At 32.4% G+C, this 21,479-nt stretch carries 19 protein-coding genes and 1 pseudogene; 3 read left to right on the top strand and 17 right to left on the bottom strand.

What is annotated here, in order from left to right; genetic code table 11:
- Positions 1 to 70 precede the first annotated feature (70 nt).
- Both zwf and DYE57_RS06270 read left to right on the top strand, forming a co-directional pair.
- Positions 71 to 1,555 (top strand): glucose-6-phosphate dehydrogenase, encoded by a 1,485-nt coding sequence (zwf, locus tag DYE57_RS06275; protein ID WP_115313307.1) that lies wholly within the window; start codon positions 71 to 73, stop codon positions 1,553 to 1,555.
- A gap of 202 nt (positions 1,556 to 1,757) precedes the next feature.
- Positions 1,758 to 2,627 carry an AraC family transcriptional regulator gene (locus DYE57_RS06270; protein WP_165417877.1) on the top strand — a complete coding sequence of 290 codons (870 nt, stop codon included), beginning with the start codon at positions 1,758 to 1,760 and terminating at the stop codon, positions 2,625 to 2,627.
- Between the two features lie 154 nt (positions 2,628 to 2,781).
- Here the strand turns inward: DYE57_RS06270 and DYE57_RS06265 are convergent.
- From DYE57_RS06265 to DYE57_RS06255, 3 genes and pseudogenes are all read right to left on the bottom strand, one after another.
- A pseudogene (locus DYE57_RS06265) lies at positions 2,782 to 4,414 on the bottom strand (glycoside hydrolase family 13 protein).
- Between the two features lie 485 nt (positions 4,415 to 4,899).
- Positions 4,900 to 6,306, bottom strand: a complete 1,407-nt coding sequence (gndA, locus tag DYE57_RS06260; protein WP_115313305.1) for an NADP-dependent phosphogluconate dehydrogenase — start codon at positions 6,304 to 6,306, stop codon at positions 4,900 to 4,902.
- Between the two features lie 78 nt (positions 6,307 to 6,384).
- Positions 6,385 to 7,509 carry a M20/M25/M40 family metallo-hydrolase gene (locus DYE57_RS06255; RefSeq protein WP_115313304.1) on the bottom strand — a complete coding sequence of 375 codons (1,125 nt, stop codon included), beginning with the start codon at positions 7,507 to 7,509 and terminating at the stop codon, positions 6,385 to 6,387.
- A gap of 243 nt (positions 7,510 to 7,752) precedes the next feature.
- Between DYE57_RS06255 and prli42 the strand changes: the two genes are divergently transcribed.
- Entirely contained in the window at positions 7,753 to 7,848 is a 96-nt protein-coding gene (gene prli42, locus DYE57_RS11855; RefSeq protein WP_165417878.1) for a stressosome-associated protein Prli42, read from the top strand.
- Between the two features lie 52 nt (positions 7,849 to 7,900).
- Here prli42 and DYE57_RS06250 read toward each other — a convergent pair whose 3' ends face one another.
- From DYE57_RS06250 to accC, 14 genes are all read right to left on the bottom strand, one after another.
- A complete protein-coding gene (locus tag DYE57_RS06250; protein WP_115313303.1) occupies positions 7,901 to 8,878 on the bottom strand; it encodes an aromatic acid exporter family protein in 978 nt (325 codons plus the stop codon).
- 14 nt (positions 8,879 to 8,892) lie between these two features.
- Entirely contained in the window at positions 8,893 to 9,330 is a 438-nt protein-coding gene (gene brxB, locus DYE57_RS06245; RefSeq protein ID WP_115313302.1) for a bacilliredoxin BrxB, read from the bottom strand.
- Positions 9,331 to 9,568: 238 nt separating this feature from the next.
- Positions 9,569 to 10,840, bottom strand: coding sequence for a dihydrolipoamide acetyltransferase family protein (locus tag DYE57_RS06240; RefSeq protein ID WP_115313301.1), 1,272 nt, complete (start codon positions 10,838 to 10,840; stop codon positions 9,569 to 9,571).
- 12 nt (positions 10,841 to 10,852) lie between these two features.
- Positions 10,853 to 11,836: an alpha-ketoacid dehydrogenase subunit beta gene (locus tag DYE57_RS06235; protein ID WP_115313300.1), complete on the bottom strand. Its 984-nt coding sequence runs from the start codon at positions 11,834 to 11,836 to the stop codon at positions 10,853 to 10,855.
- Entirely contained in the window at positions 11,829 to 12,827 is a 999-nt protein-coding gene (locus tag DYE57_RS06230) for a thiamine pyrophosphate-dependent dehydrogenase E1 component subunit alpha (protein ID WP_115313299.1), read from the bottom strand. The genes DYE57_RS06235 and DYE57_RS06230 overlap by 8 nt, the downstream gene beginning before the upstream one ends.
- A 14-nt stretch (positions 12,828 to 12,841) precedes the next feature.
- Complete coding sequence (lpdA, locus tag DYE57_RS06225) at positions 12,842 to 14,263, bottom strand: dihydrolipoyl dehydrogenase (protein WP_115313298.1); 1,422 nt, start codon at positions 14,261 to 14,263, stop codon at positions 12,842 to 12,844.
- A 176-nt stretch (positions 14,264 to 14,439) separates the two neighbouring features.
- Positions 14,440 to 16,116 (bottom strand): DNA repair protein RecN, encoded by a 1,677-nt coding sequence (gene recN / locus DYE57_RS06220; protein ID WP_115313297.1) that lies wholly within the window; start codon positions 16,114 to 16,116, stop codon positions 14,440 to 14,442.
- A 15-nt stretch (positions 16,117 to 16,131) separates the two neighbouring features.
- Positions 16,132 to 16,584: a transcriptional regulator AhrC/ArgR gene (ahrC, locus tag DYE57_RS06215; RefSeq protein WP_115313296.1), complete on the bottom strand. Its 453-nt coding sequence runs from the start codon at positions 16,582 to 16,584 to the stop codon at positions 16,132 to 16,134.
- A gap of 254 nt (positions 16,585 to 16,838) precedes the next feature.
- The gene (locus DYE57_RS06210; protein ID WP_185802531.1) at positions 16,839 to 17,720 is read right to left on the bottom strand and encodes a polyprenyl synthetase family protein; all 882 of its coding nucleotides are present in this window, start codon (positions 17,718 to 17,720) and stop codon (positions 16,839 to 16,841) included.
- Positions 17,698 to 17,928, bottom strand: a complete 231-nt coding sequence (locus DYE57_RS06205) for an exodeoxyribonuclease VII small subunit (RefSeq protein ID WP_115313294.1) — start codon at positions 17,926 to 17,928, stop codon at positions 17,698 to 17,700. Before DYE57_RS06205 ends, DYE57_RS06210 begins: the two co-directional genes overlap by 23 nt.
- A complete protein-coding gene (gene xseA, locus DYE57_RS06200; RefSeq protein WP_115313293.1) occupies positions 17,921 to 19,258 on the bottom strand; it encodes an exodeoxyribonuclease VII large subunit in 1,338 nt (445 codons plus the stop codon). Before xseA ends, DYE57_RS06205 begins: the two co-directional genes overlap by 8 nt.
- 14 nt (positions 19,259 to 19,272) lie before the next feature.
- On the bottom strand, positions 19,273 to 19,668 hold the full coding sequence (gene nusB / locus DYE57_RS06195; RefSeq protein WP_115313292.1) for a transcription antitermination factor NusB: 396 nt from the start codon (positions 19,666 to 19,668) through the stop codon (positions 19,273 to 19,275).
- A gap of 78 nt (positions 19,669 to 19,746) precedes the next feature.
- Complete coding sequence (locus tag DYE57_RS06190) at positions 19,747 to 20,109, bottom strand: Asp23/Gls24 family envelope stress response protein (protein ID WP_115313291.1); 363 nt, start codon at positions 20,107 to 20,109, stop codon at positions 19,747 to 19,749.
- 11 nt (positions 20,110 to 20,120) lie between these two features.
- Complete coding sequence (accC, locus tag DYE57_RS06185; RefSeq protein ID WP_115313290.1) at positions 20,121 to 21,479, bottom strand: acetyl-CoA carboxylase biotin carboxylase subunit; 1,359 nt, start codon at positions 21,477 to 21,479, stop codon at positions 20,121 to 20,123.

Here is a 21,479-nt window from a genome sequence, read left to right as displayed (position 1 = left end):
ATAACAAATTATCTATAGTTGAGTAAACTATCTTTCATCATATATCTATTTAAGAATTGAGGTTTTAATCTTGAGTACTAAAAGTAAACATATCCCTTGTTTAATTACAATATTCGGTGCCACTGGTGATTTAAGTCACAGAAAGTTATTCCCTTCTATATTCCATTTATATCAACAAGATAATTTAGATGAACATATTGCAATTACTGGCATAGGACGTCGAGATTATACGAATGATGAATTTCGTAACCAAGTAAAAGCATCAATTCAAAAACACGTTAAAGATACATATAAAATTGATGGCTTTATGGAGCATGTTTTTTATCATAAAACAGATGTCAGTGACGAAGAAAGTTACAAATCATTACTACAATTTAGTAGTCAATTAGATTCGCAATTTGGTTTAGGTGGCAATCGCCTCTTCTATTTAGCAATGGCACCTCAATTCTTTGGTGTTATTTCAGTTTATTTAAAGTCGTCAGGATTAACGAACACAACAGGTTTCAAGCGTTTGGTTATTGAAAAGCCATTCGGAAGTGACTTAAAGTCAGCTGAATCTTTAAATAATCAAATCAGACGTTCATTTAAAGAAGAAGAAATATATCGAATTGACCATTATTTAGGTAAAGATATGGTACAAAATATTGAGGTATTAAGATTTGCTAATGCAATGTTTGAACCGCTTTGGAACAATAAATATATTTCAAATATTCAAGTGACATCATCAGAACTATTAGGTGTTGAAGATCGTGGTGGATACTATGAGTCAAGCGGAGCATTGAAAGATATGGTACAAAATCATATGTTACAAATGGTTGCACTACTTGCCATGGAAGCACCTATCAGTCTAAATAGTGAAGACATCCGCGCAGAAAAAGTAAAAGTGTTAAAGTCGCTAAGACAATTAAAGCCTGAAGAAGTAAGAAAGAATTTCGTAAGAGGTCAATATGGCGCGGGTGTGATTAATGATAAAGAAGTTAAATCTTACCGTGAAGAAGACCGTGTTGCTGAAGATTCTGTAACGCCTACATTTGTATCTGGTAAACTAACGATAGATAATTTTAGATGGGCTGGCGTTCCTTTTTATATTAGAACTGGGAAACGTGTGAAATCTAAAACCATTCAGGTTGTCGTTGAATTTAAGGAAGTTCCTATGAACCTATATTATGAAACAGATAAGTTACTTGATTCTAATTTGCTTGTCATTAATATTCAACCCAATGAAGGAATTTCTCTACATTTGAACGCTAAAAAGAATATACAAGGTATTGATACTGAACCTGTACAATTATCTTATGCGATGAGTGCTCAAGATAAAATGAATACAGTAGACGCCTATGAAAATCTTTTGTTTGATTGTCTTAAAGGTGACGCAACGAACTTTACACACTGGGAAGAATTAAAATCAACATGGAAATTTGTTGATGCAATTCAAGAAGAATGGTCAATGGTTGAACCATGTTTCCCTAATTATGAATCGGGTACAAATGGCCCCCTTGAAAGTGATTTATTACTCAGTCGTGATGGCAATCATTGGTGGGATGATATTCAATAGAAGTAGAATCTTTGAAAGATTTAATTAATGTGAATGATTATAGTTTATTCTATCATGTCATGTATAAAATCATTTGAACATAGACATTTAACTATAAGCATTCGCATTTTATTATATATTAAATTAATTATCTTTAAGATGTATATTCTTAAAAAATAATGTACAATAAAGACTATGATTTAAATTAATTGGAGTGAAAGTTTTGGACGTTACCAAGCAAATACAACAGGCAATCGTATACATTGAAGATCGTCTATTAGAGCCGTTTAATTTGCAAGAATTAAGTGATTACGTTGGTCTTTCGCCATATCATCTAGACCAATCATTTAAAATGATTGTTGGTCAGTCTCCCGAAGATTACGCACGTGCTAGAAGAATGACTATTGCAGCAAATGATGTAATTCATGGTGCTAGTCGTTTAATGGATGTAGCAAAGAAATATCATTATGCTAATTCTAATGAGTTTGCTAATGACTTTAGTGATTTTCATGGTATCTCACCGCTTCAGGCTACGACAAAAAAAGATGAGCTAAAAATTCAAGAAAGATTGTATATTAAATTATCTACTACTGAGAGAGCTCCATATACATATAGACTTCAAGAAACAAATGATGTATCACTTGTGGGCTATTCTAGATTTATACCCACACAGCGTTTATCACATTCATTTAATATCCCTGATTTCTTAGAAGATCTACTTGTAGATGGACATATTAAAGAACTTAAACGTTACAATGATGTTAGCCCATTTGAATTATTTGTAGTAAGTTGTCCACTAGATGAAGGCTTAGAAATTTTCGTAGGTGTACCGAGCGAACGTTATCCTGCACATTTAGAAAGTAGATTTCTACCTGGTCGTCGTTATGCAACATTTAATTTACAAGGTGAAATAGACTATGCAACGAATGAAGCCTGGTATTATATTGAATCAAGTTTGCAATTAACACTGCCATATGAACGCAATAGTTTGTATGTTGAAATCTATCCGTTAGATATTTCTTTTAACGACCCGTTCACTAAAATTCAATTATGGTTGCCTATTCAACAAGAAGTTTATGATTATGAAGACTAAAAAGACAATAACGATAAAATAACTAAAGGTAAAATAATGCAGTATTCGTTCATGCATTATTTTACCTTTTTATTTTGGATTCATTTGATTTTTAAAGCTATCAACTATTCTTGACGTCAATTTAGTTAACAAACCTTTGTTAAGTTGAGAAATTTTATAGCTCTAGTACGAAATCTTCGTAGGGTTTCACATGTTTAATATCTATTTTATTATGCTGATAGTTATGTAGCTTAACTTGAGCGGTATCATTTAATTCAAATGGTAGTTCTAATGAAGCCATTTGATCAGTTAAATTACCTACAATCAAAGCGGTTTTATCATTGAGCTTGCGTGTATAAGCAAAAAGCTTAGAGTTATGATTATCCATCATGTTAAATGTACCATATGTATAGACATCATCCGATTTTTTTAATTGTATCAGCTTTTTATAGAATTGAAGGATTGAATGATTATCATGACGTTGTCTTTCAACATTGATTACTTTATAATTTGGATTTACTGGGAACCATGGTCTACCGTTAGTAAATCCAGCATTCTTTGTATCATTCCACTGCATAGGTGTTCTCGAGTTGTCACGATTCTCCATATTGTATTTATTTAAAAGTTGATTAATGTCTCCACCCTGTTCTTTAACAATATGATATTCATTTTTTTCAGCTACATCATTGAAAGTTTCAATACTTTCAAAAGGATAATTGGTCATACCGATTTCTTGTCCTTGATAGATAAACGGTGTGCCTTGTTGTAAAAAGTAAGTCACAGCATGACTTGTAGCTGATTCATACCAATATTTAGTATCATCACCCTAAGTCGACACACTTCTTGGTTGATTATGATTTTCAATGAACAAAGCATTCCACCCTATTCTTTCTAAACGTTTTTGCCATCGATTTAAAATTTCTTTATAAGCTTTCACATTAAACTGAGTATCACTGGTACGCCATAAACCTAAATGTTCAAATTGAAATATCATGTTAAATTTGCCTATCTTCTTGCCTGCCCATTCTTCAGCATTATCGGGAGTTACCCCGTTGGCTTCTCCAACGGTCATAATGACTGAGGGAATTATCTTTCATCTCTTGAAGCCATGTTTGAATGCCTGGTTGGTTCGTATCTAGGGCATAGGTTTTACCTGGAGGTACTGGTAAATCACCTGCTTCAAATGTCTTTTTAATGTGAGTAATTGCATCAACTCTAAAGCCATCAATACCTTTTTCAAACCACCAATTCATCATTTCAAAGACAGCTTTACGGACTTCGGGATTATTCCAATTTAAGTCTGGTTGTTTTTTACTAAATAAATAGAAATAATATTGCTGAGTATTTTTATCAAACGTCCATGTTGAACCATTAAATATACTTTCCCAATTATTAGGTTCAGAACCATCAGCTTTAGGATCTGCACAAATGTACCAATCTCGTTTTGGACTATCTGTACTAGATTTAGATTCGATAAACCATGGATGTTTATCTGAAGTATGGTTAACGACTAAATCTAAAATTAATTTTATACCACGTTGATAATGGTTTTCAAGCAGTTGATCAAAATCATTCATAGTTCCCAATTCATCGATGATCTCTTTATAGTTGCTAATATCATAGTCATTGTCATCGTTCGGTGATCTGTACATAGCACTTAACCATATGATATCAATACCCAAATCTTTGAGATAGTCTAGTTTATCAATTAAGCCAGGTAAATCACCTATTCCATCATCATTGCTATCGTTAAAACTTCGCGGATAAACTTGATATGCTACTGCCTCTTTCCACCATCGTTTGTTCATTTAGTTTACTCCCAAAATGTTAGTTTTGATTAATATTATTGTTTTATTTGACAATCCTTTGCTAATCACTTTTTTAGACATTTTTTATACCTTAAGATAAAAAGATTAGAATATTATATTTAAAAATGTATATCGATTAATGGTGATTAACCAACTTATTTTTTAAAACATTATACATCTTTAGCATAATAAATACTTAATATTAAATATTGTTGCAAAGTATTAAAGTAAATCTTGCAAACGTTTACATCTTATTTAAAATTATTAGTAGGGATAGAATTTGTATTGAATTCATTGTCTTGGCTCCGAACCTCAACTTGTATTGTCTGTAGAATTTCTAAATGAAATTCTCTATATTGTGGTCTTAGACTGTAGTTGAAAAATGTTTAATATAAGCGCATTTTTAATTCAGTTATCGACTGCCAATACGTAAAAAATGCCTGAGACATTGATAGGTGTCCCAGGCTCTTGAAAATATGAAGTTTTTATTCTTCAACCCATTGTGTATGGAAGATACCTTCGCAATCTTTACGTTCATAAGTATGCGCACCAAAATAATCACGTTGAGCTTGAATAAGATTGGCTGGTAAATCTTCTGAACGATAGCTATCATAATAGTTAATGCTTGCTGAGAAACCAGGTGTTGGCACGCCATTTTTAATACCTGTCGCTACTACTTCGCGTAATGCATCTTGATATTCTGTGACAATATTTTTGAAGTAAGGGTCTAATAATAAGTTTTGTAATTCCGAATTATTGTCATAAGCATCTTTAATTTTTTGAAGGAATTGTGCACGTATAATACAACCCTCACGCCAAATCATTGCCAATTCACCAAGTTTTAGATTCCACTTATGATCTTCACTAGCTTTTCGCATTTGAGCAAAGCCTTGTGCATATGAACATATTTTACTCATATATAATGCTTTACGGATTTTTTCTAAGAATTCTTTTTTATTACCATCAAATGAAGCTATTGGGCCATTTAAAGATTTAGAAGCATTGATACGTTCTTCTTTAATAGAAGAAATAAAACGAGTGAATACAGATTCTGTGATGATTGTTAATGGGGTACCTAATTCTAATGCATTAATAGAAGTCCACTTACCGGTACCTTTTTGTCCAGCAGTATCTAAGATTTTTTCGACTAAAGCTTCGTTATCATCATCTAATTTAGTGAAGATATCACCAGTAATTTCAATTAAATAACTTTCAAGTTCCCCTGCATTCCAATCTTTAAATGTTTGAGAAATTTCATCATGTGACATACCTAATAAATTTTTCATCATGGCATAACTCTCAGAAATGAGTTGCATATCAGCATATTCTATACCATTGTGTACCATTTTGACGTAGTGACCAGCTCCGTTAGGTCCGATATAAGCCACACATGATGCACCATCTTTAGCTTTTGCAGCAATGGCATCTAATATATCTCTTACTTTGTTGTATGCAGCCTCTTGTCCACCAGGCATTAATGATGGACCAGTTAAAGCACCAACTTCTCCACCTGAAACTCCCATACCAATAAAGTTAATACTGCTCTCAGCTAAAGCTTTATTTCGACGTATTGTATCTTGATAGTTTGTATTTCCACCATCAATTAAAATATCGTCGTCATCTAGTAAAGGTAATAAACCATCTATTGTAGCGTCCGTAGCAGGCCCAGCTTTAACCATTAATAAAATCTTACGAGGCTTCTCTAAAGATTCTACAAATTCTTCTAAAGAGTATGTTGGGTGAATTTGTTTACCTTCTGATTCTTTAACCATTTCGTCGGTCTTTTGTCTTGAGCGGTTAAAAACTGAAACGCTATAACCGCGTGACTCGATGTTCCAAGCAAGGTTTTTACCCATTACAGCTAAACCCACTACTCCAATTTGTTGTGTCATATTACTTACCTCTCTTGTTCAAAAATTTTCAATAATATTGTAACATAAAACGCATCTTAACAATTAAAAAAGCGTGCTTTATTCAGTTACAAGCTCAATAATTTTAAGAAGTTGATTGGCTAACATGTATAAATCTTTAGTAGATACTCTTTCAGAAGTTGTATGAATGTTTTCATAACCTACACCAAGTACAACAGAAGGTATGCCATATTGATTCATGATACTACCATCAGAGCCTCCTCCTGCAATACACGTATCTCCTTTTAGACCTAATGCCAATGCGCTAGCCTTTGCAATTTGTGTTACTTTATCATTTTCATTAACTTTAAATCCTTGATAGCTTTTTTCAATCACTACCTGTGCTTCACCACCGTACTCTGAAGCAGTCATTTCAAACGTATCTTTCATATGTTGTACTTGACGCTCGATACTTTCTTCGTTATGAGATCTTGCTTCTGCTTCTAATACGACTTCGTCAGCTACAATGTTTGTTGCAGAACCTACGTGAAATTTACCAATATTAGCTGTAGTAAGTGCATCAACTTGCCCTAAATTCATGCGACTAATTACTTTAGAGGCAATATTAATTGCACTAATACCTTTTGAAGGTGTGCTAGCATAAGCAGTTTTACCTTTTATTGTTGTATAAATCTTTACTTGAGTAGGTGCGCCTATAACTGTTGTTCCTACGTCTTTACTTGCATCAACCGCGTAACCAAAATCAGCATCTAAAAGATTTGTATCAGTTGCTTTTATCCCTAACAAGCCTGATTCTTCTCCAGCAGTTATGACAAATTGAATTTGACCATGAGACAATTGATGTTCTTTTATGCTGTGAATGGTTTCTAGAATAGCGGCTAAGCCAGCTTTATCATCAGCGCCTAATATGGTTGTACCATCTGAATAAATATAATCATCTTTTTTTACTTCTGGTTTTATATTTATACCTGGTACAACAGTATCCATGTGACTTGTAAAATAAAGTTTAGGAATATTTTTATCAGTCATATTACTTGGTAACGTACAAATCAAATTGTTGGCGCCTAATCCATCTTGATTGGATGCATTATCTTCTAAAACTTGTAACCCTAAATTTTCAAACTTATCTTTTAAAATTGGTTGAATCGTTTGTTCGTGTCCAGTTTCTGAATTGATTTTTACCAATTCTAAAAATGTATGTATTATCCGCTCTTTGTTAATCATCAATCATTAAGCCCCTTTCATATATAACTATATAATAACTGACTTTATAGTTTATCAAAAATAAATTGATTGCTTTAATGTTATAAATCATATAAGATTATTTTATAAAAGTAGATTTTAAAAGGTATTATTTTAAGTATATAATTTTATTAATATAAATTTAAGATGCTTACATGCGTTTTGTAATGTATGAATTTAAAGTGTTTATCACTGAATTGATATATTATTTGGAGGAATTAAGAATTGAATAATAAAGTTTTACGTATCATCATTGTTGTAATGTTAGTTGCAGTAGTATTAGCTTTACTTTTAACTAGTTTAGTTCCATTAATGAATTAATAAAGAACCGTTACATGTTTTCTTTTTAACTAGAAAACTGTAACGGTTTAATTTATATTTCACTATGCAATCTTAAAGAACCAAATTGAGATTTAAGATTTAAATATTCTTCTAATTCATTTAAAAACTGAATGATATTTGCACGAGAATTTAACGCTTGATGTGATCTTGGTAAAGGTAACTTATCAAGAGATAAACGAATTTCATAGAGTGAATGAAGTCTCAAATCGGTGTAATCATTACTATTAACATTGTTACTTATCTCTGACATTAATTGCGAAATGTTCTTAAGAATTGGATCATGAGTGGCAATCCTTTCGAGAAGATAGGTCACTCTTTTAAGCAATTCAACTTGTTTTTCTCTCATATCAAAATAATGATAGTATGAATTTTCGTTTCTAATAAAATGGTTTTTTACATCTCTAAAAGCTAATGATTTTACTTTTCTAATATTCAGTAATAAAGCGTCAAATTTGATATCTAAGTGCTCTTTTTGAAGCGCACAAGCTTGACTAAAAACATTAAAAACGTCCGTAATTTGATGTTCAATATCAGTTTTAAATTGATTTAACTTTTTATCTAAGCTTGGCATCATCAAATTCATGGCAAAAGCAATCCCTAAGCCAACTGCTAACAACATAATTTCATTTAAAATAAGATGACCATTAATTGCTTTAGCATTAAAAACGTGAAGTAAGATAACACAACTAGTAATAACTCTTTCTTGTACGTTTAAAACTACAGTTAACGGTATGAATAACAGAACAATTAAACCTAAAACTAAGGCATGTTGACCTAATAAATTAAATATAGCTGAACCTAAAAATAGAATAAGCAAACATGAAACCAAACAAGAGCTAATAGCCTGAACTGAATGTATCTTAGTATGTTTAATACATAACACGACTAATATTGCACTAGAAGCATAGTTGTCTAATCCTAATAGTTTACAAATAATGACTCCAAGAGTCATTGCCACAGCAGTTTTAATGGTCCTAAATCCAATTTTATAAGGATTTAACTTAAACATGGGTTAAAGACCTCTTATCTTTCTTCGCAATATTTTTCGAATAAATCTTGCAACTGATTAATGACATCCATAACTTCATGACCTTCTATTTGATGACGCTCTATCATTTCGGTAATTTTACCATCTTTGATTAATGCAAATGATGGACTAGATGGTGCATAACCTTCGAAGTAATCTCTAGCTTGTTGAGTTGCCTCTTTATCCTGTCCTGCGAAAACTGTAACTAAACGTTCTGGTAATTTATCATAATGTAAGGCGTGTGCTGCTGCTGGACGAGCGATTCCTCCAGCGCACCCACATACTGAATTAATCATGACAAGAGAAGTGCCATCTTGTTGTAAAACTTTATCCACTTCGTCTGCAGTAGTTAATTGTTCGTAGCCAGCATTTTCAATTTCATTACGCGCTTGTTCAACAACACCGTTCGTATATAAATCAAAATTTAAATCCATTATCGGTCACCTTTCATTTCAATGTTAAATTTGCTTCTTTTATTCTACTAATTAACTCATTATTGTTCAACAAGCTTGATTAAAGATTCATCAATATCAAAACGGACTTCAGAATCATGTATTAGTAATTATTTTTAAATTTAGGTATATTAAAGGCCCCGAAAAGGATGTGAAACAGTTTTAAATCTTTATGAGGTCTTTAAAAATGATTTATAAAGTTCTATTTGTCTGATTCATATTAATAAATAGTTGTATTCTCAACAGTGTAATGTTCAATGCGATTTTTAATATGATCCATAAATTGTCCAGTTTGAACACCATCTAAAATACGATGATCAATAGAAATACATAAGTTAACCATACTTCTAATTGCAATCATATCATTGATAACAACAGGTTTTTTAACTATGGATTCGACTTGTAAAATGGCAGCTTGAGGGTGATTAATAATTCCCATAGATGATATAGAGCCGAATGAACCAGTGTTGTTTACAGTGAAAGTACCTCTTTGCATGTCTTGTTGACTAAGTTGCCCATGTCTAGCTTTATGAGCTAATTCATTAATCTCACGTGCAATACCTTTGATAGATTTTTCATCTGCATTTTTAATGACTGGTACATATAATTTATCATTATCTGCAACTGCTATTGAGATATTAATATCTTTATGAATAATAATTTCATCACCTTGCCAAGTGCTGTTAAGAAGTGGATTTGCTTTAAGGGCTTCTGCAACAGCTTTAACAAAGAATGCGAAAAATGTTAAATTATATCCTTCGTTTTGCTTAAAGGATGCTTTATGATAATTTCTTGTCTTAACTAAATTAGTTGCATCGACTTCAACCATCATCCAGCCGTGAGGGGTTTCTGTCACACTCGTTACCATGTTTTGTGCGATAGCTTTACGCACTCCTTTAACAGGTAATGAACTTTGTTGAGCTATAGAGATATCAACAAGACTTGACTTGTTAGTGTATTCTGAGGTAGTTGCTGATGAAATATTAGTGTTTTTAATCATCTCATCGTTAGTTGTGGGATGATTAACTAACTCTGGGTTATCAATAGCATCTTGTATATCTTTCTTAGTTACACGACCTTCGAAACCTGTTCCATGTACTTGTGTTAGATCTATATTATGTTCAGAAGCTAGCCTGAAGACAACTGGAGAGAATCGTCCATTATTTTTAGGTTTTGATTCTGATTTAGAAGTAATTTCTTTAGTTAATTGGTTTTGATTGTTATTATTTTTCTCTTTAACACTTGTTGGTTGATTCTCATTTTGTGAATCAATCTTACAAATAATTGAATTAATACTTACTGTTTCTCCTTCTTTAACAATTATTTCAGAAATTGTCCCTGCCATTGTAGAAGGCACTTCTGCAGTTACTTTATCAGTAATTACTTCACAAAGTGGCTCATATTCATCAACTTGATCACCAACTGATACCAACCATTGTTCTATTGTTCCTTCATGTACGCTCTCACCTAATTTAGGCATTTTAATATCCAATTGACATCCTCCTTAGAATTCTGCAAGTTTACGCATTTTTTCTTGTATTTTCTCTGGACTCATCATAATTTCATTTTCTAAAATAGGTGAAAATGGCATTGAAGGTACATCAGGTGCAGCTAAACGCATGATTGGTGCATCTAAATCAAATAAACAATTTTCGGCAATAATCGCTGAAACTTCTGACATAACACTTCCTTCAAGATTATCTTCAGTTACAAGGAGAACCTTACCAGTTTGACGTGCTCTACCAATAATTGTTTCTTTATCTAAAGGATACACTGTTCTTAAGTCGACTACTTCAACACTGATACCATCTTCTGCTAATATGTCAGCTGCTTGTAAACAATAATTAACCATTAAGCCATAACAAAATACTGTAATATCTTCACCGGGTCTTTTAATATCTGCTTTACCTAATGGAATTGTATAATAATCTTCAGGAATTTCTTCTTTTAAGAAACGATATGCTTTTTTATGTTCAAAATAAAGTACTGGATCATTTGATTCAATTGATGATAGCAAGAGTCCTTTAGCATCGTATGGGGATGATGGAATCACGATAGTCAAACCTGGTGTCGACGCAAAAATACTTTCAATACTTTGAGAATGATACAATCCACCGTGTACGCCACCTCCATATGGTGCTCTAATAGTAAGGGGACAACTCCAATCATTATTTGAACGATATCTCATTTTAGCAGCTTCACTAATAATTTGATTAGTTGCTGGTAAAATAAAATCAGCAAACTGAATTTCAGCTATTGGTCTTTTGTTTAACATTGCTGCTCCAATTGCTGTACCAATGATATTAGATTCCGCTAAAGGTGTATCAATTACTCGCTCTAAACCATATTTCTCTTGTAAGCCTTGTGTTGTACCGAAAACGCCCCCCTTTTTACCTACATCTTCACCTAGAATAAAGGTATTATGATATTTTTCTAATGCTAAATCTTGAGCTTGATGTATCGCTTCTAGGTAGGAAAATTTAGCCATTATGTTGTCCTCCCTCTTCATAAACGTGTAAATAAGCTTCCTCTACACCAGGATAAGGCGCTTCTTCAGCTGATTTAGTTGCTTGATTGATGATTTTTTTATGTTCTTGTTCTAAAACAGATAGCCATTGTTCATCAATTATTCCTAATTCTAATAGATAGTTTTTAAATTTAATGTTGCAATCATTTTCTTTCAAATAATCTCTTTCATCTTTTGAGCGATATTGATCATCATCATCTGATGAATGCGCAGTCATTCGAGAAGTTACTGCTTCAATTAATGTCGGCCCATTGCCAGCAAGTGCACGTTCTCTAGCTTCTTTCATAGCTTTATAAACAACAATTGGATCATTGCCGTCAACTTGCTCTCCATATATACCATAACCTAAAGCACGATCTGAAAGTTTTTCAGCTGCATATTGTAGAGAATCTGGTACAGAGATAGCATATTTATTATTAATAATAACGCAAACAAAAGGTAATTGATGTACACCTGCGAAATTAAGTCCTTCATGAAAATCGCCTTGATTAGAACTTCCTTCTCCAACTGTGGCAGTTGTAATATTTTGTTTTTTGTCCATTTTTAAGGCAAGTGCTGCCCCCACTGAATGTGGTATTTGAGTAGCTACAGGTGAACTTTGAGATAAAATTCCTTTAGCCTTATGACTAAAATGAGATGGCATTTGCTTTCCGCCTGAATTGATATCATCACGCTTACCAAAAGCTGAAAGCATTGTATCTAATGGTGAGATTCCCATATATGTAACAAATGCTAAATCACGATAATAAGGAGATGAAATATCTCCATCTTGCATCGCATATGCCATACCAATTTGAGTGGCTTCTTGTCCTTGTCCACTCACAACAAATGGTATTTTACCAGCACGGTTAAGTAACCATAACCTTTCATCAATCTTTCTTCCTAAGTCCATCCATTTGTAAATATGTTTGAGGTCTTCTTCAATGAGGCCTGCAGACTTATAATCTATCATTATTTTCCCTCCTACTATATGTGAATTGCTCTACCCTCAGCTTTTAATCCTAATTCCATTAGTACTTCTGATAATGAAGGATGTGCATGAGTTGTTAAACCGAGTTCTAAAGAAGAGCCATTCATAAATTGCAGTAACGAAATTTCGTTAATTAATTCAGTTACATGAGGTCCTATCATATTTAGACCAATAATTTCATCCGTATCTTGATTAATAATCATCTCGCAGAATCCTTTTTGTTCAGTCATATCGTCTATCAACGCTTTGCCAATTGCTTTAAAAGATACCTTGTAGCTACGCGCGTTAATATTAGCAATTTTAGCTTGCTCTAAACTTTTGCCAATTGATGCTACTTCAGGATATGTATAAATACATTTTGGCATCAGGTCATAATTTAACGGTATAGGAGTCTCTTCAAACATATGTTCCACCGCTACAATACCTTCTTTAGAACCTACATGGGCTAATTGTAACTTACCTATACAATCACCAGCAGCATATATATGTTTATCCTCGGTTTGTTGAAATGTATTAGTAATAATATGACCAGCTTCATCTGTTTTGATTTTCGTATTATTGAGTCCGATATCATTTGTATTTGCTTGTCTACCGATAGATATGAGAACTTTTTCGATTTCTACAAGTTGATCTCCAAAATGAATTGTAACACCATCATCAGATTTTTGGATACTATTTTCATCTAACTCTATATCTTCATAAAATCGAACGCCACGTGAGGATAATTCTCTTTTTAATATTGTAGCAATCTGTTTACTCTCAGATGGTATAATACGCTCATTGGCTTCAATGACAGTAACAGAAGTTCCTAAATCAGTCATGAGCGAGGCAAATTCTAAACCAATGACTCCACCGCCTATAATGGCTAGACTTTGAGGTAATGAATTTAACGATAAGATATCATCGCTAGACAGAATCTTATCGTGATCAAAATTAATGAATGACAATGATTTAGGTCTGGACCCCGTAGCTATGAGTACAAATTGATTTGGAATAAGATCAGATTCCCCATTTTCATATTCAACTGAAATCGTACCACTTTGAGGTGAAAATATTGAAGTTCCTAAAATTCTTCCTATACCGTTAAAGATATCTATGTGGTTACTTTGCATTAAGTGATTAACGCCTTTATGCATTTGTTTGACAATTTCATCTTTTCGTTGCAATATTTTGTCAAAATTTATTTTGAAATCGCGCACATCAAATCCGAAATTACTAGCATTTTTAATAGTTTGATGCACTTCAGCTGATTTTAAAAGTGCTTTTGTTGGTATACAACCCTTATGTAAACATGTACCTCCCAATAAAGATTTTTCAACTATAGCTACTTTTTTACCTAATTGAGAGGCTCTGATAGCCGCTACGTATCCAGCAGTTCCTCCGCCAAGGACGACTAAATCATATTGTTTTTCTGACATGGTCTTACTCCTTAAATTTTTAGAAGAATAAAAATACAAAATTACGTTTTGTACTTTAGTCCTCCAGTTGATTCTTAATTTAAATATGCGATTACTTATGTTAAATTATAATACTCATTCATTTTACATCAATTATTTTATTTAATAAATTTCAAATTAATGACAAATCGGAAAGCTTAATTTTCATGATTTTGTGCAATCATTTCTTTAGCGTTTTCTCGAGTTAAATCGGTAACACTAGCACCAGAAATCATACGAGCAACCTCATCAATTCTATCATTATTTAGCAGTTCCTTAACTTGAGTAGTAGTTCTATCCTTATAAGAAGTTTTGCTAATAAGTAGATGATGGTCACTCATAGAAGCGACTTGTGGTAAGTGTGAAATACAAATGACTTGTATATACTTAGCGATATCTCTCATTTTTTCAGCCATTTTTTGAGCGGCTTGTCCAGAAACGCCTGAATCTACTTCATCGAAAAGTATTGCAGTTTGTCCTCTTGATTTAACAAAAATACTTTTGAGCGCTAACATAATCCTGGATAGCTCTCCACCAGAGGCAATTTTATGAAGGCTTTTAAGCGGTTCTCCTTTATTAGGACTAATTAAAAATTCAACAAATTCAATACCCTCAAGGTTAGGTTCTTCTAATGGTTTAAAAGAAATCTCTAGATTAGCATCTTTCATTTGTAAATTTTGTATTTCAGAAATGATATGATCTCTTAATTCCCTTGCAACTCGTCTACGTTCTTTAGATAATTGTTTACCTACGTTTTGAACTTCAGTGTAAAGGTTGCTGATTTCTTCTCTTAATTGAGCTGTACTTTGTTCATAATTTTCAATTTTGTTGATTTCATTATCTAACTTGCTTTGATATGCGATGAGATCGGAAATATCTTTACCATATTTACGTTTTAAATTATTTAATAAATTCATCCTTGATTCATATTCATTTAAAATTTGTTCATCGAATTCAGTATTTGCCATTTCATCGTATAATCCATGTTTAGCATCTTCGAGCACATAATAAAATTGATCAACATCTTCTTTTAGTTTTTCGAATTTGTTTGGAACAATGTCACTAATTGATTGCAAATAACTACTTAACTCGTATAGACGGTCAGGAATGGCATTTTCGTCAGTAAGAACTTGGTGGGCACTATTCAATGCTAGACTTAATTTTTCAGAGTTTTGAATGCGTTTAATATCTGCTTCAAGTTGAGCTACTTCTCCCTCTCTAAGTGAAGCCTCAGTAAGTTCTTCCAGTTGAAACTTCATCAAATCTAGCCTTTGGAGTAATGCTTGATCTGCGGATTCTAATTCTTCTAGTTCCTTACGTTTGTACTTATATCTTTTAAAAGTATCCTGGTACTCTTGAAGTAAACTGGAATATTGGTCTTCCGTGTAATCATCAAGTAGTTGAAGATGATATTTTTGTTTAAGTAATGACTGAGTTTCATGTTGCCCATGGATATCTAGTAATTCTTGCATTACTCTTCTTAAATCTTGAAGTGTAACGACTTGATTATTGATGCGGCAAATACTTTTACCTGAGCTAAAAATTTCCCTTTTAACTAATAGAAAATCTTCATCAATATCAATTGATAAATCTTGAAGAATACTGATGGCATCTTTACTCTCATCTATATCAAAAATGCCTTCAATAATTGATTTTTTCTCACCGTGACGTACATAATCTGAAGACGCACGCATTCCAATTAATTGTCCTATAGCATCTATGATAATTGATTTTCCTGAACCTGTTTCACCACTCATCACGGTTAGCCCGTCTGAAAAGTTGATTTCAAGTTCATCTATAATAGCAAATTGCTTTATTGATAAGGTTTGTAACATAAATTTATCGCATCCTTATAATAAATTGAAAATTCGTGTTTTAATTTCTTCGCTAGCCGCCTCATCTCTGCAAATGAGTAAACATGTATCATCTCCACAAATTGTACCTAGAACTTCTTCCCAATCAATTTGGTCTAGAATAGCGCCAATGGATTGAGCGTTTCCTGGGAGTGTTTTAAGAACAAGTAAGTTTTCAGTTCCTTCTATATTTACAAATGAATCCATTAAGTATCTTCCTAATTTTTCAAGTGGGTGATACTTTCTATCATTAGGTAAACTATAAACATATTGTCCTGTTGGTGCAGGTACTTTGATTAGCTGCAATTCTTTAATATCTCGGGAAACTGTTGCTTGTGTAACGTTTAAGTCATACTCGTTTAAACGTTTAACCAATTCATCTTGTGTCTCTATTTGTTCGTTCGAAATAATTTCTCTAATTTTTATATGTCTCACCGATTTTTTTGGCACTATAAACACCTCTAGTTACGAATATTTATACAATGATTTTAACACATGCCATTAATAACTACTACTAAACACCATTTGATTATTTTTTTAATTAGATTTTAGAATAGGTATAATTACAGTATCTATTGTGAAAAATTAATTATTATCATGGTGTATAAATTTAATTATATTAAAATTTGTGAGTGAATAATTTTTGTATATGAAAGATGACACAAAAAACGATTGATGATAATGTTCACCAATTGTGTTATATATCAATGGTCTCTACTATAAAATAAATCTACAATGTCAACGAGTTTTGAAGGGTCATATTGATTAGGTAGATTCTTTAAACAACCCAATGCTAAATCTTTATGATGTTTTAACTTTTTCTCAGTGCCATTTTTACCCAATAATGAAACATAGGTACTCTTGTGATTTGTCTCGTCACTACCAACAGCTTTACCTAATTTCTGTTCATCGCCGTATACATCCAACAAATCATCTTTGATTTGGAACATTAGTCCTAAATGATGACTAAATGTATTTAAGAGATCAGCTGTTACTGAATCTGCTTGCGCAATATCTACAGCAGACATCACAGAGAAATTAAGCAAAGCTCCTGTTTTAGTTTTATGGATGGTTTCTAATGTATCTAAAGTGACAGATTGATTTTCACTTTGCATATCTAGAGTTTGACCACCAACCATTCCAATATGACCACTCGCTTTAGCTAATCTTTGGATAACTTTTACTTTTATTACATCCTCAATAATAGTATCGTTTGAAATTAATTCAAATGCTTTAGTGAGTAGAGCGTCACCAGCTAGTATAGCTTTCCACTCACCAAAAACCTTATGATTGGTTAATTTACCTCTTCGATAATCATCGTTATCCATAGCAGGTAAGTCATCATGAATGAGTGAATATGTGTGAATCATTTCTAATGCTAAAGCACTCTGAAGACCTTTATTGTAATCTTCATTTAACATATCAAGTGTAAGCAATAATAAAACAGGTCTAATACGTTTTCCACCAGCTTTAAGAGAATACATCATACTTTCTTCAAGGTCAGTATCTAGAGGTGAACTTTGTATATACTGATATAAATTTTTATTAATCAATACAGTTAAATTACTCATTGTTACCTTCATCATTATCTTGTTCCTCAGCTTTTTCTTGCATTAACTTATTCACTTTTTTTTCTGCATCTTTTAAAGTTGAATCGCAAGCAGTCGAAAGTTTCATTCCTCGTTGATATAAATCTAAAGATTCTTCTAAAGAAACAGTTTCATTGTCTAATTTTTGAACGATATTTTCTAATTCTTGCATCATATCTTCGAAGCTTTGCTTTTCTTTACTCATCTTTCCACCTTACTTTCTCAACAATTGCATCTATCTTTCCATCTTTCATCGTTAGTGAAATTTTATCATTTTCTTTTAAGTTATGGGTACTAGTGACTACGTTTTCATCCTTATTAACAATCGCATAACCTCTAAGCATGACATTGGTAGGACTTAAATTATTAAGGTTTTCAATTTTATTTTTAAGTTCGGCTTTAAAAGTTGCTACATTGTTGGTTATAAGTTGTGACATTCTTGAACGTAGTTGGGTAACAGTCTGTTTGTTTTGCTTAATTTGCTGATTAAGTACCTTTAAATTGAAGCTTTGTCCTAATAATTTGAGATGTTGAGACTCCCTCTCAAGTCTTTTCGAAATGAATTGTTTAAGTTGTTTCTCTAATTCATCACGTTTTTGAATTTGTTGGTCATACAATAAACTTGGTTGTTTAAATTTGTAATAAGAAGATAAATGATTTAATTGTTTTATTTGCGCGTCAATGTATTGCTTAATGTACCTTGTTAAAGTAAATTGATACTGTTTAATTTGTTGTATTAACTCATATTGATCAGGTGTAGCGATGACAGCGGCTTGTGTTGGGGTTGCTGCTCTAACATCTGCCACAAAATCACTTAAAGTAAAGTCAGTTTCATGTCCCACAGCAGAAATAATTGGCGTGTTACAATTAAAAATAGCTTTAACGACCTCTTCTTCATTAAAATTCCATAAATCTTCAATTGATCCGCCACCACGACCAACGATAATTGTATCTGCATCAAGTGTATCAGCATATTGGATTTTCTCGATAATATCTTGTTTAGCTTGTGTACCTTGTACTAATGTACTTATGTGAATTTGTTCGACTAAGGGGTATCTACTATTGATTGTAGAATGTATATCTCTTATTGCAGCGCCAGTACTAGCAGTAAGTACCGCTATTTTCTTAGGAAATTTAGGTATTAATTTCTTTTGACTTTGATTGAAAAAGCCTTCTTTAGTTAATTTCTTTTTTAATTCTTCTAATTTTTGATATAAATTTCCTATGCCATCAAGTTGCATTTTATTAACGTATATTTGATAATTGCCTCTTCTTTCATAGACAGAGACACGAGCTTCTAATAATACTTCGTCACCTTCTTTAGGTTCAAATGTTAACTTAGTCGCATTACCTTTAAACATCATTGCGCTAATAACACTTTCTTTATCTTTGACATTAAAATATAGGTGACCACTAGAATGTTTTTTAAAATTTGATAATTCCCCTTTTAAAAGAACGGATTGTAAGTGAGGGTCCTGGTCAAATTTATATTTAATATATTTTGTTAATGTGGAAACACTTAAATATTCAGTCATAAATATCACTCATTTTAATCATTAATATTACTAAGTACACCATTAATAAACTTATAGTGATCGTCATCACTAAATTGTTTTGCAAGTTCAACTGCTTCGTTAATAATTACTTTTTTAGGCGTGTCACTATGGTGTACTTCGAATGTTGCCATTCTAAGTATAATTCGGTCAGATTTAAGTAGTCGATGGATTGACCAGTCTTTTAAATGAGGTTCTATTGTTTCATCTAATATTGCTTCATGATCTTTAACACCTGTTACCAACCAACTAATAAAATCAAAATCAAAATCTAAATCAAGATAATCATCTTTAATAAAATTAATAGCTTCATTTATAGTTAAATCTGTATCTTTCATTTCAAGTTGAAATAAAGTTTGAAAAGCTTGTACTCTTGATTCTTTACGACTCATATTTTACTCCTTCAAACATATTAATATAATTATAGGTACAACTTTCTTCTATAAATTGTACCTATAAAATAAATGTATTTATTTTTCTACAACGATTTGCGTAATATGAATGTTAATTTGTTTAGGTTCAATTGCTGTCATCGTGGTGATTGAATTAAAAGTAGCTATCTGTATACGTTTTGCAGTTTTTGAAATATTAACGCCATGTTTAAAAGAACAATATACATCAATGTATATTCCATCATCTTTAGCTTTAATCTTTAAGTCTCTATTAAGGTTTTTACGGCTAATTTTTTCTAAGTTTGTTTTTTTTAATTCTGCAAAATGGCCTGTAATACCCTCGATTTCTGAGGTCGCTATACTTGCGATGACAGATAAGACTTCAGGTGCAATTTCAATTTTTCCAAGATTTAATTGAGAATAATCTGCTACATTGACCATTCTTATACCCCCTATTGATTATTATCATCCAATATATTATATTTTTCTAAGAATTTTGTGTTAAACTCTCCACTTCTAAATATATCGTTATTTAAAAGTCTTAAGTGGAAAGGAATTGTTGTGTCAATACCTAAAACAAGATACTCACTTAAAGCACGTATTCCCGTCGTGATTGCTTCTTCACGAGTGGGTTCATGAACTATAAGCTTAGCCACCATGGAGTCATAGTACGGTGGGATTGTATAATTAGTATAACATGCTGATTCAATTCTAACCCCGAATCCACCTGGTGCTAAGTATTGTGTGATTTTACCAGGTGATGGCATGAAATCTTTGTAAGGATTTTCAGCATTAATTCGAAATTCTATGGAGTGCCCCCTAATGGAAATATCTTCTTGTTTAAACGGTAAGGCTTCACTCATTGCAACTTTTAACTGTAATTTCACAAGGTCAACACCAGTAACCATTTCAGTTACCGGATGCTCTACTTGAATTCTAGTATTCATTTCCATGAAATAAAAGTTATCATCATCTAAATCATAAATAAATTCTATCGTACCAGCATTTTCGTAGTTAACAGCTTTAGCAGCCCTAATAGCTGCACCACCCATTTCTTGTCGTTTTTCTTCATTTAGGATTGGTGAAGGTGCTTCCTCAACTAACTTCTGCATTCTTCGTTGTATCGTACAATCACGCTCTCCTAAATGAATAACGTTACCAAAGCAATCACCAATAATTTGTATTTCAATATGTCTGAAGTTTTCAATAAACTTCTCTAAATATAAACCACCATTACCAAAAGCAGTTTCAGCTTCTTGCTGAGTCATTCTGTATCCAGTTTCTAGTTCCTTTTCATCACGTGCAACTCTAATTCCTTTGCCACCACCACCAGCTGTGGCTTTGATTATGACAGGATAACCTATTTTTTTAGCAACCTTCTTAGCATCATCTATACTTTGAATCAGCCCTTCACTTCCTGGTACAACAGGTACATTAGCTTTAATCATTTCTGCTTTAGCAACATCTTTAATACCCATTTTTTGAATTGATTCATAATTTGGACCAATAAATTTTAATTGGCATGCTTCACATAGTTCAGCGAAGTCTCCATTTTCCGCTAAAAATCCATAACCTGGATGTACGCCATCACATCCTGTAGAAGTTGCAATAGACAAAATGTTAGGTATATTCAAGTAAGAGTCTTTAGATAAAGTAGGACCGACGCAGTATGCTTCATCAGCAATTTGAGTATGTAACGCATCTTTATCCCCTTCAGAATAAATTGCTACTGTTTGTATACCTAAATCGTGGGCAGCTCTTATAATTCTTACAGCTATTTCTCCACGATTTGCTACTAATATTTTCTTCAT

It is taken from the genome of Staphylococcus saccharolyticus, assembly GCF_900458815.1.
Lineage (GTDB): Bacteria > Bacillota > Bacilli > Staphylococcales > Staphylococcaceae > Staphylococcus > Staphylococcus saccharolyticus.
The sequence above is the reverse complement of the archived record's forward strand: the minus strand, read 5'-3'. Positions and strand labels throughout refer to the sequence as shown.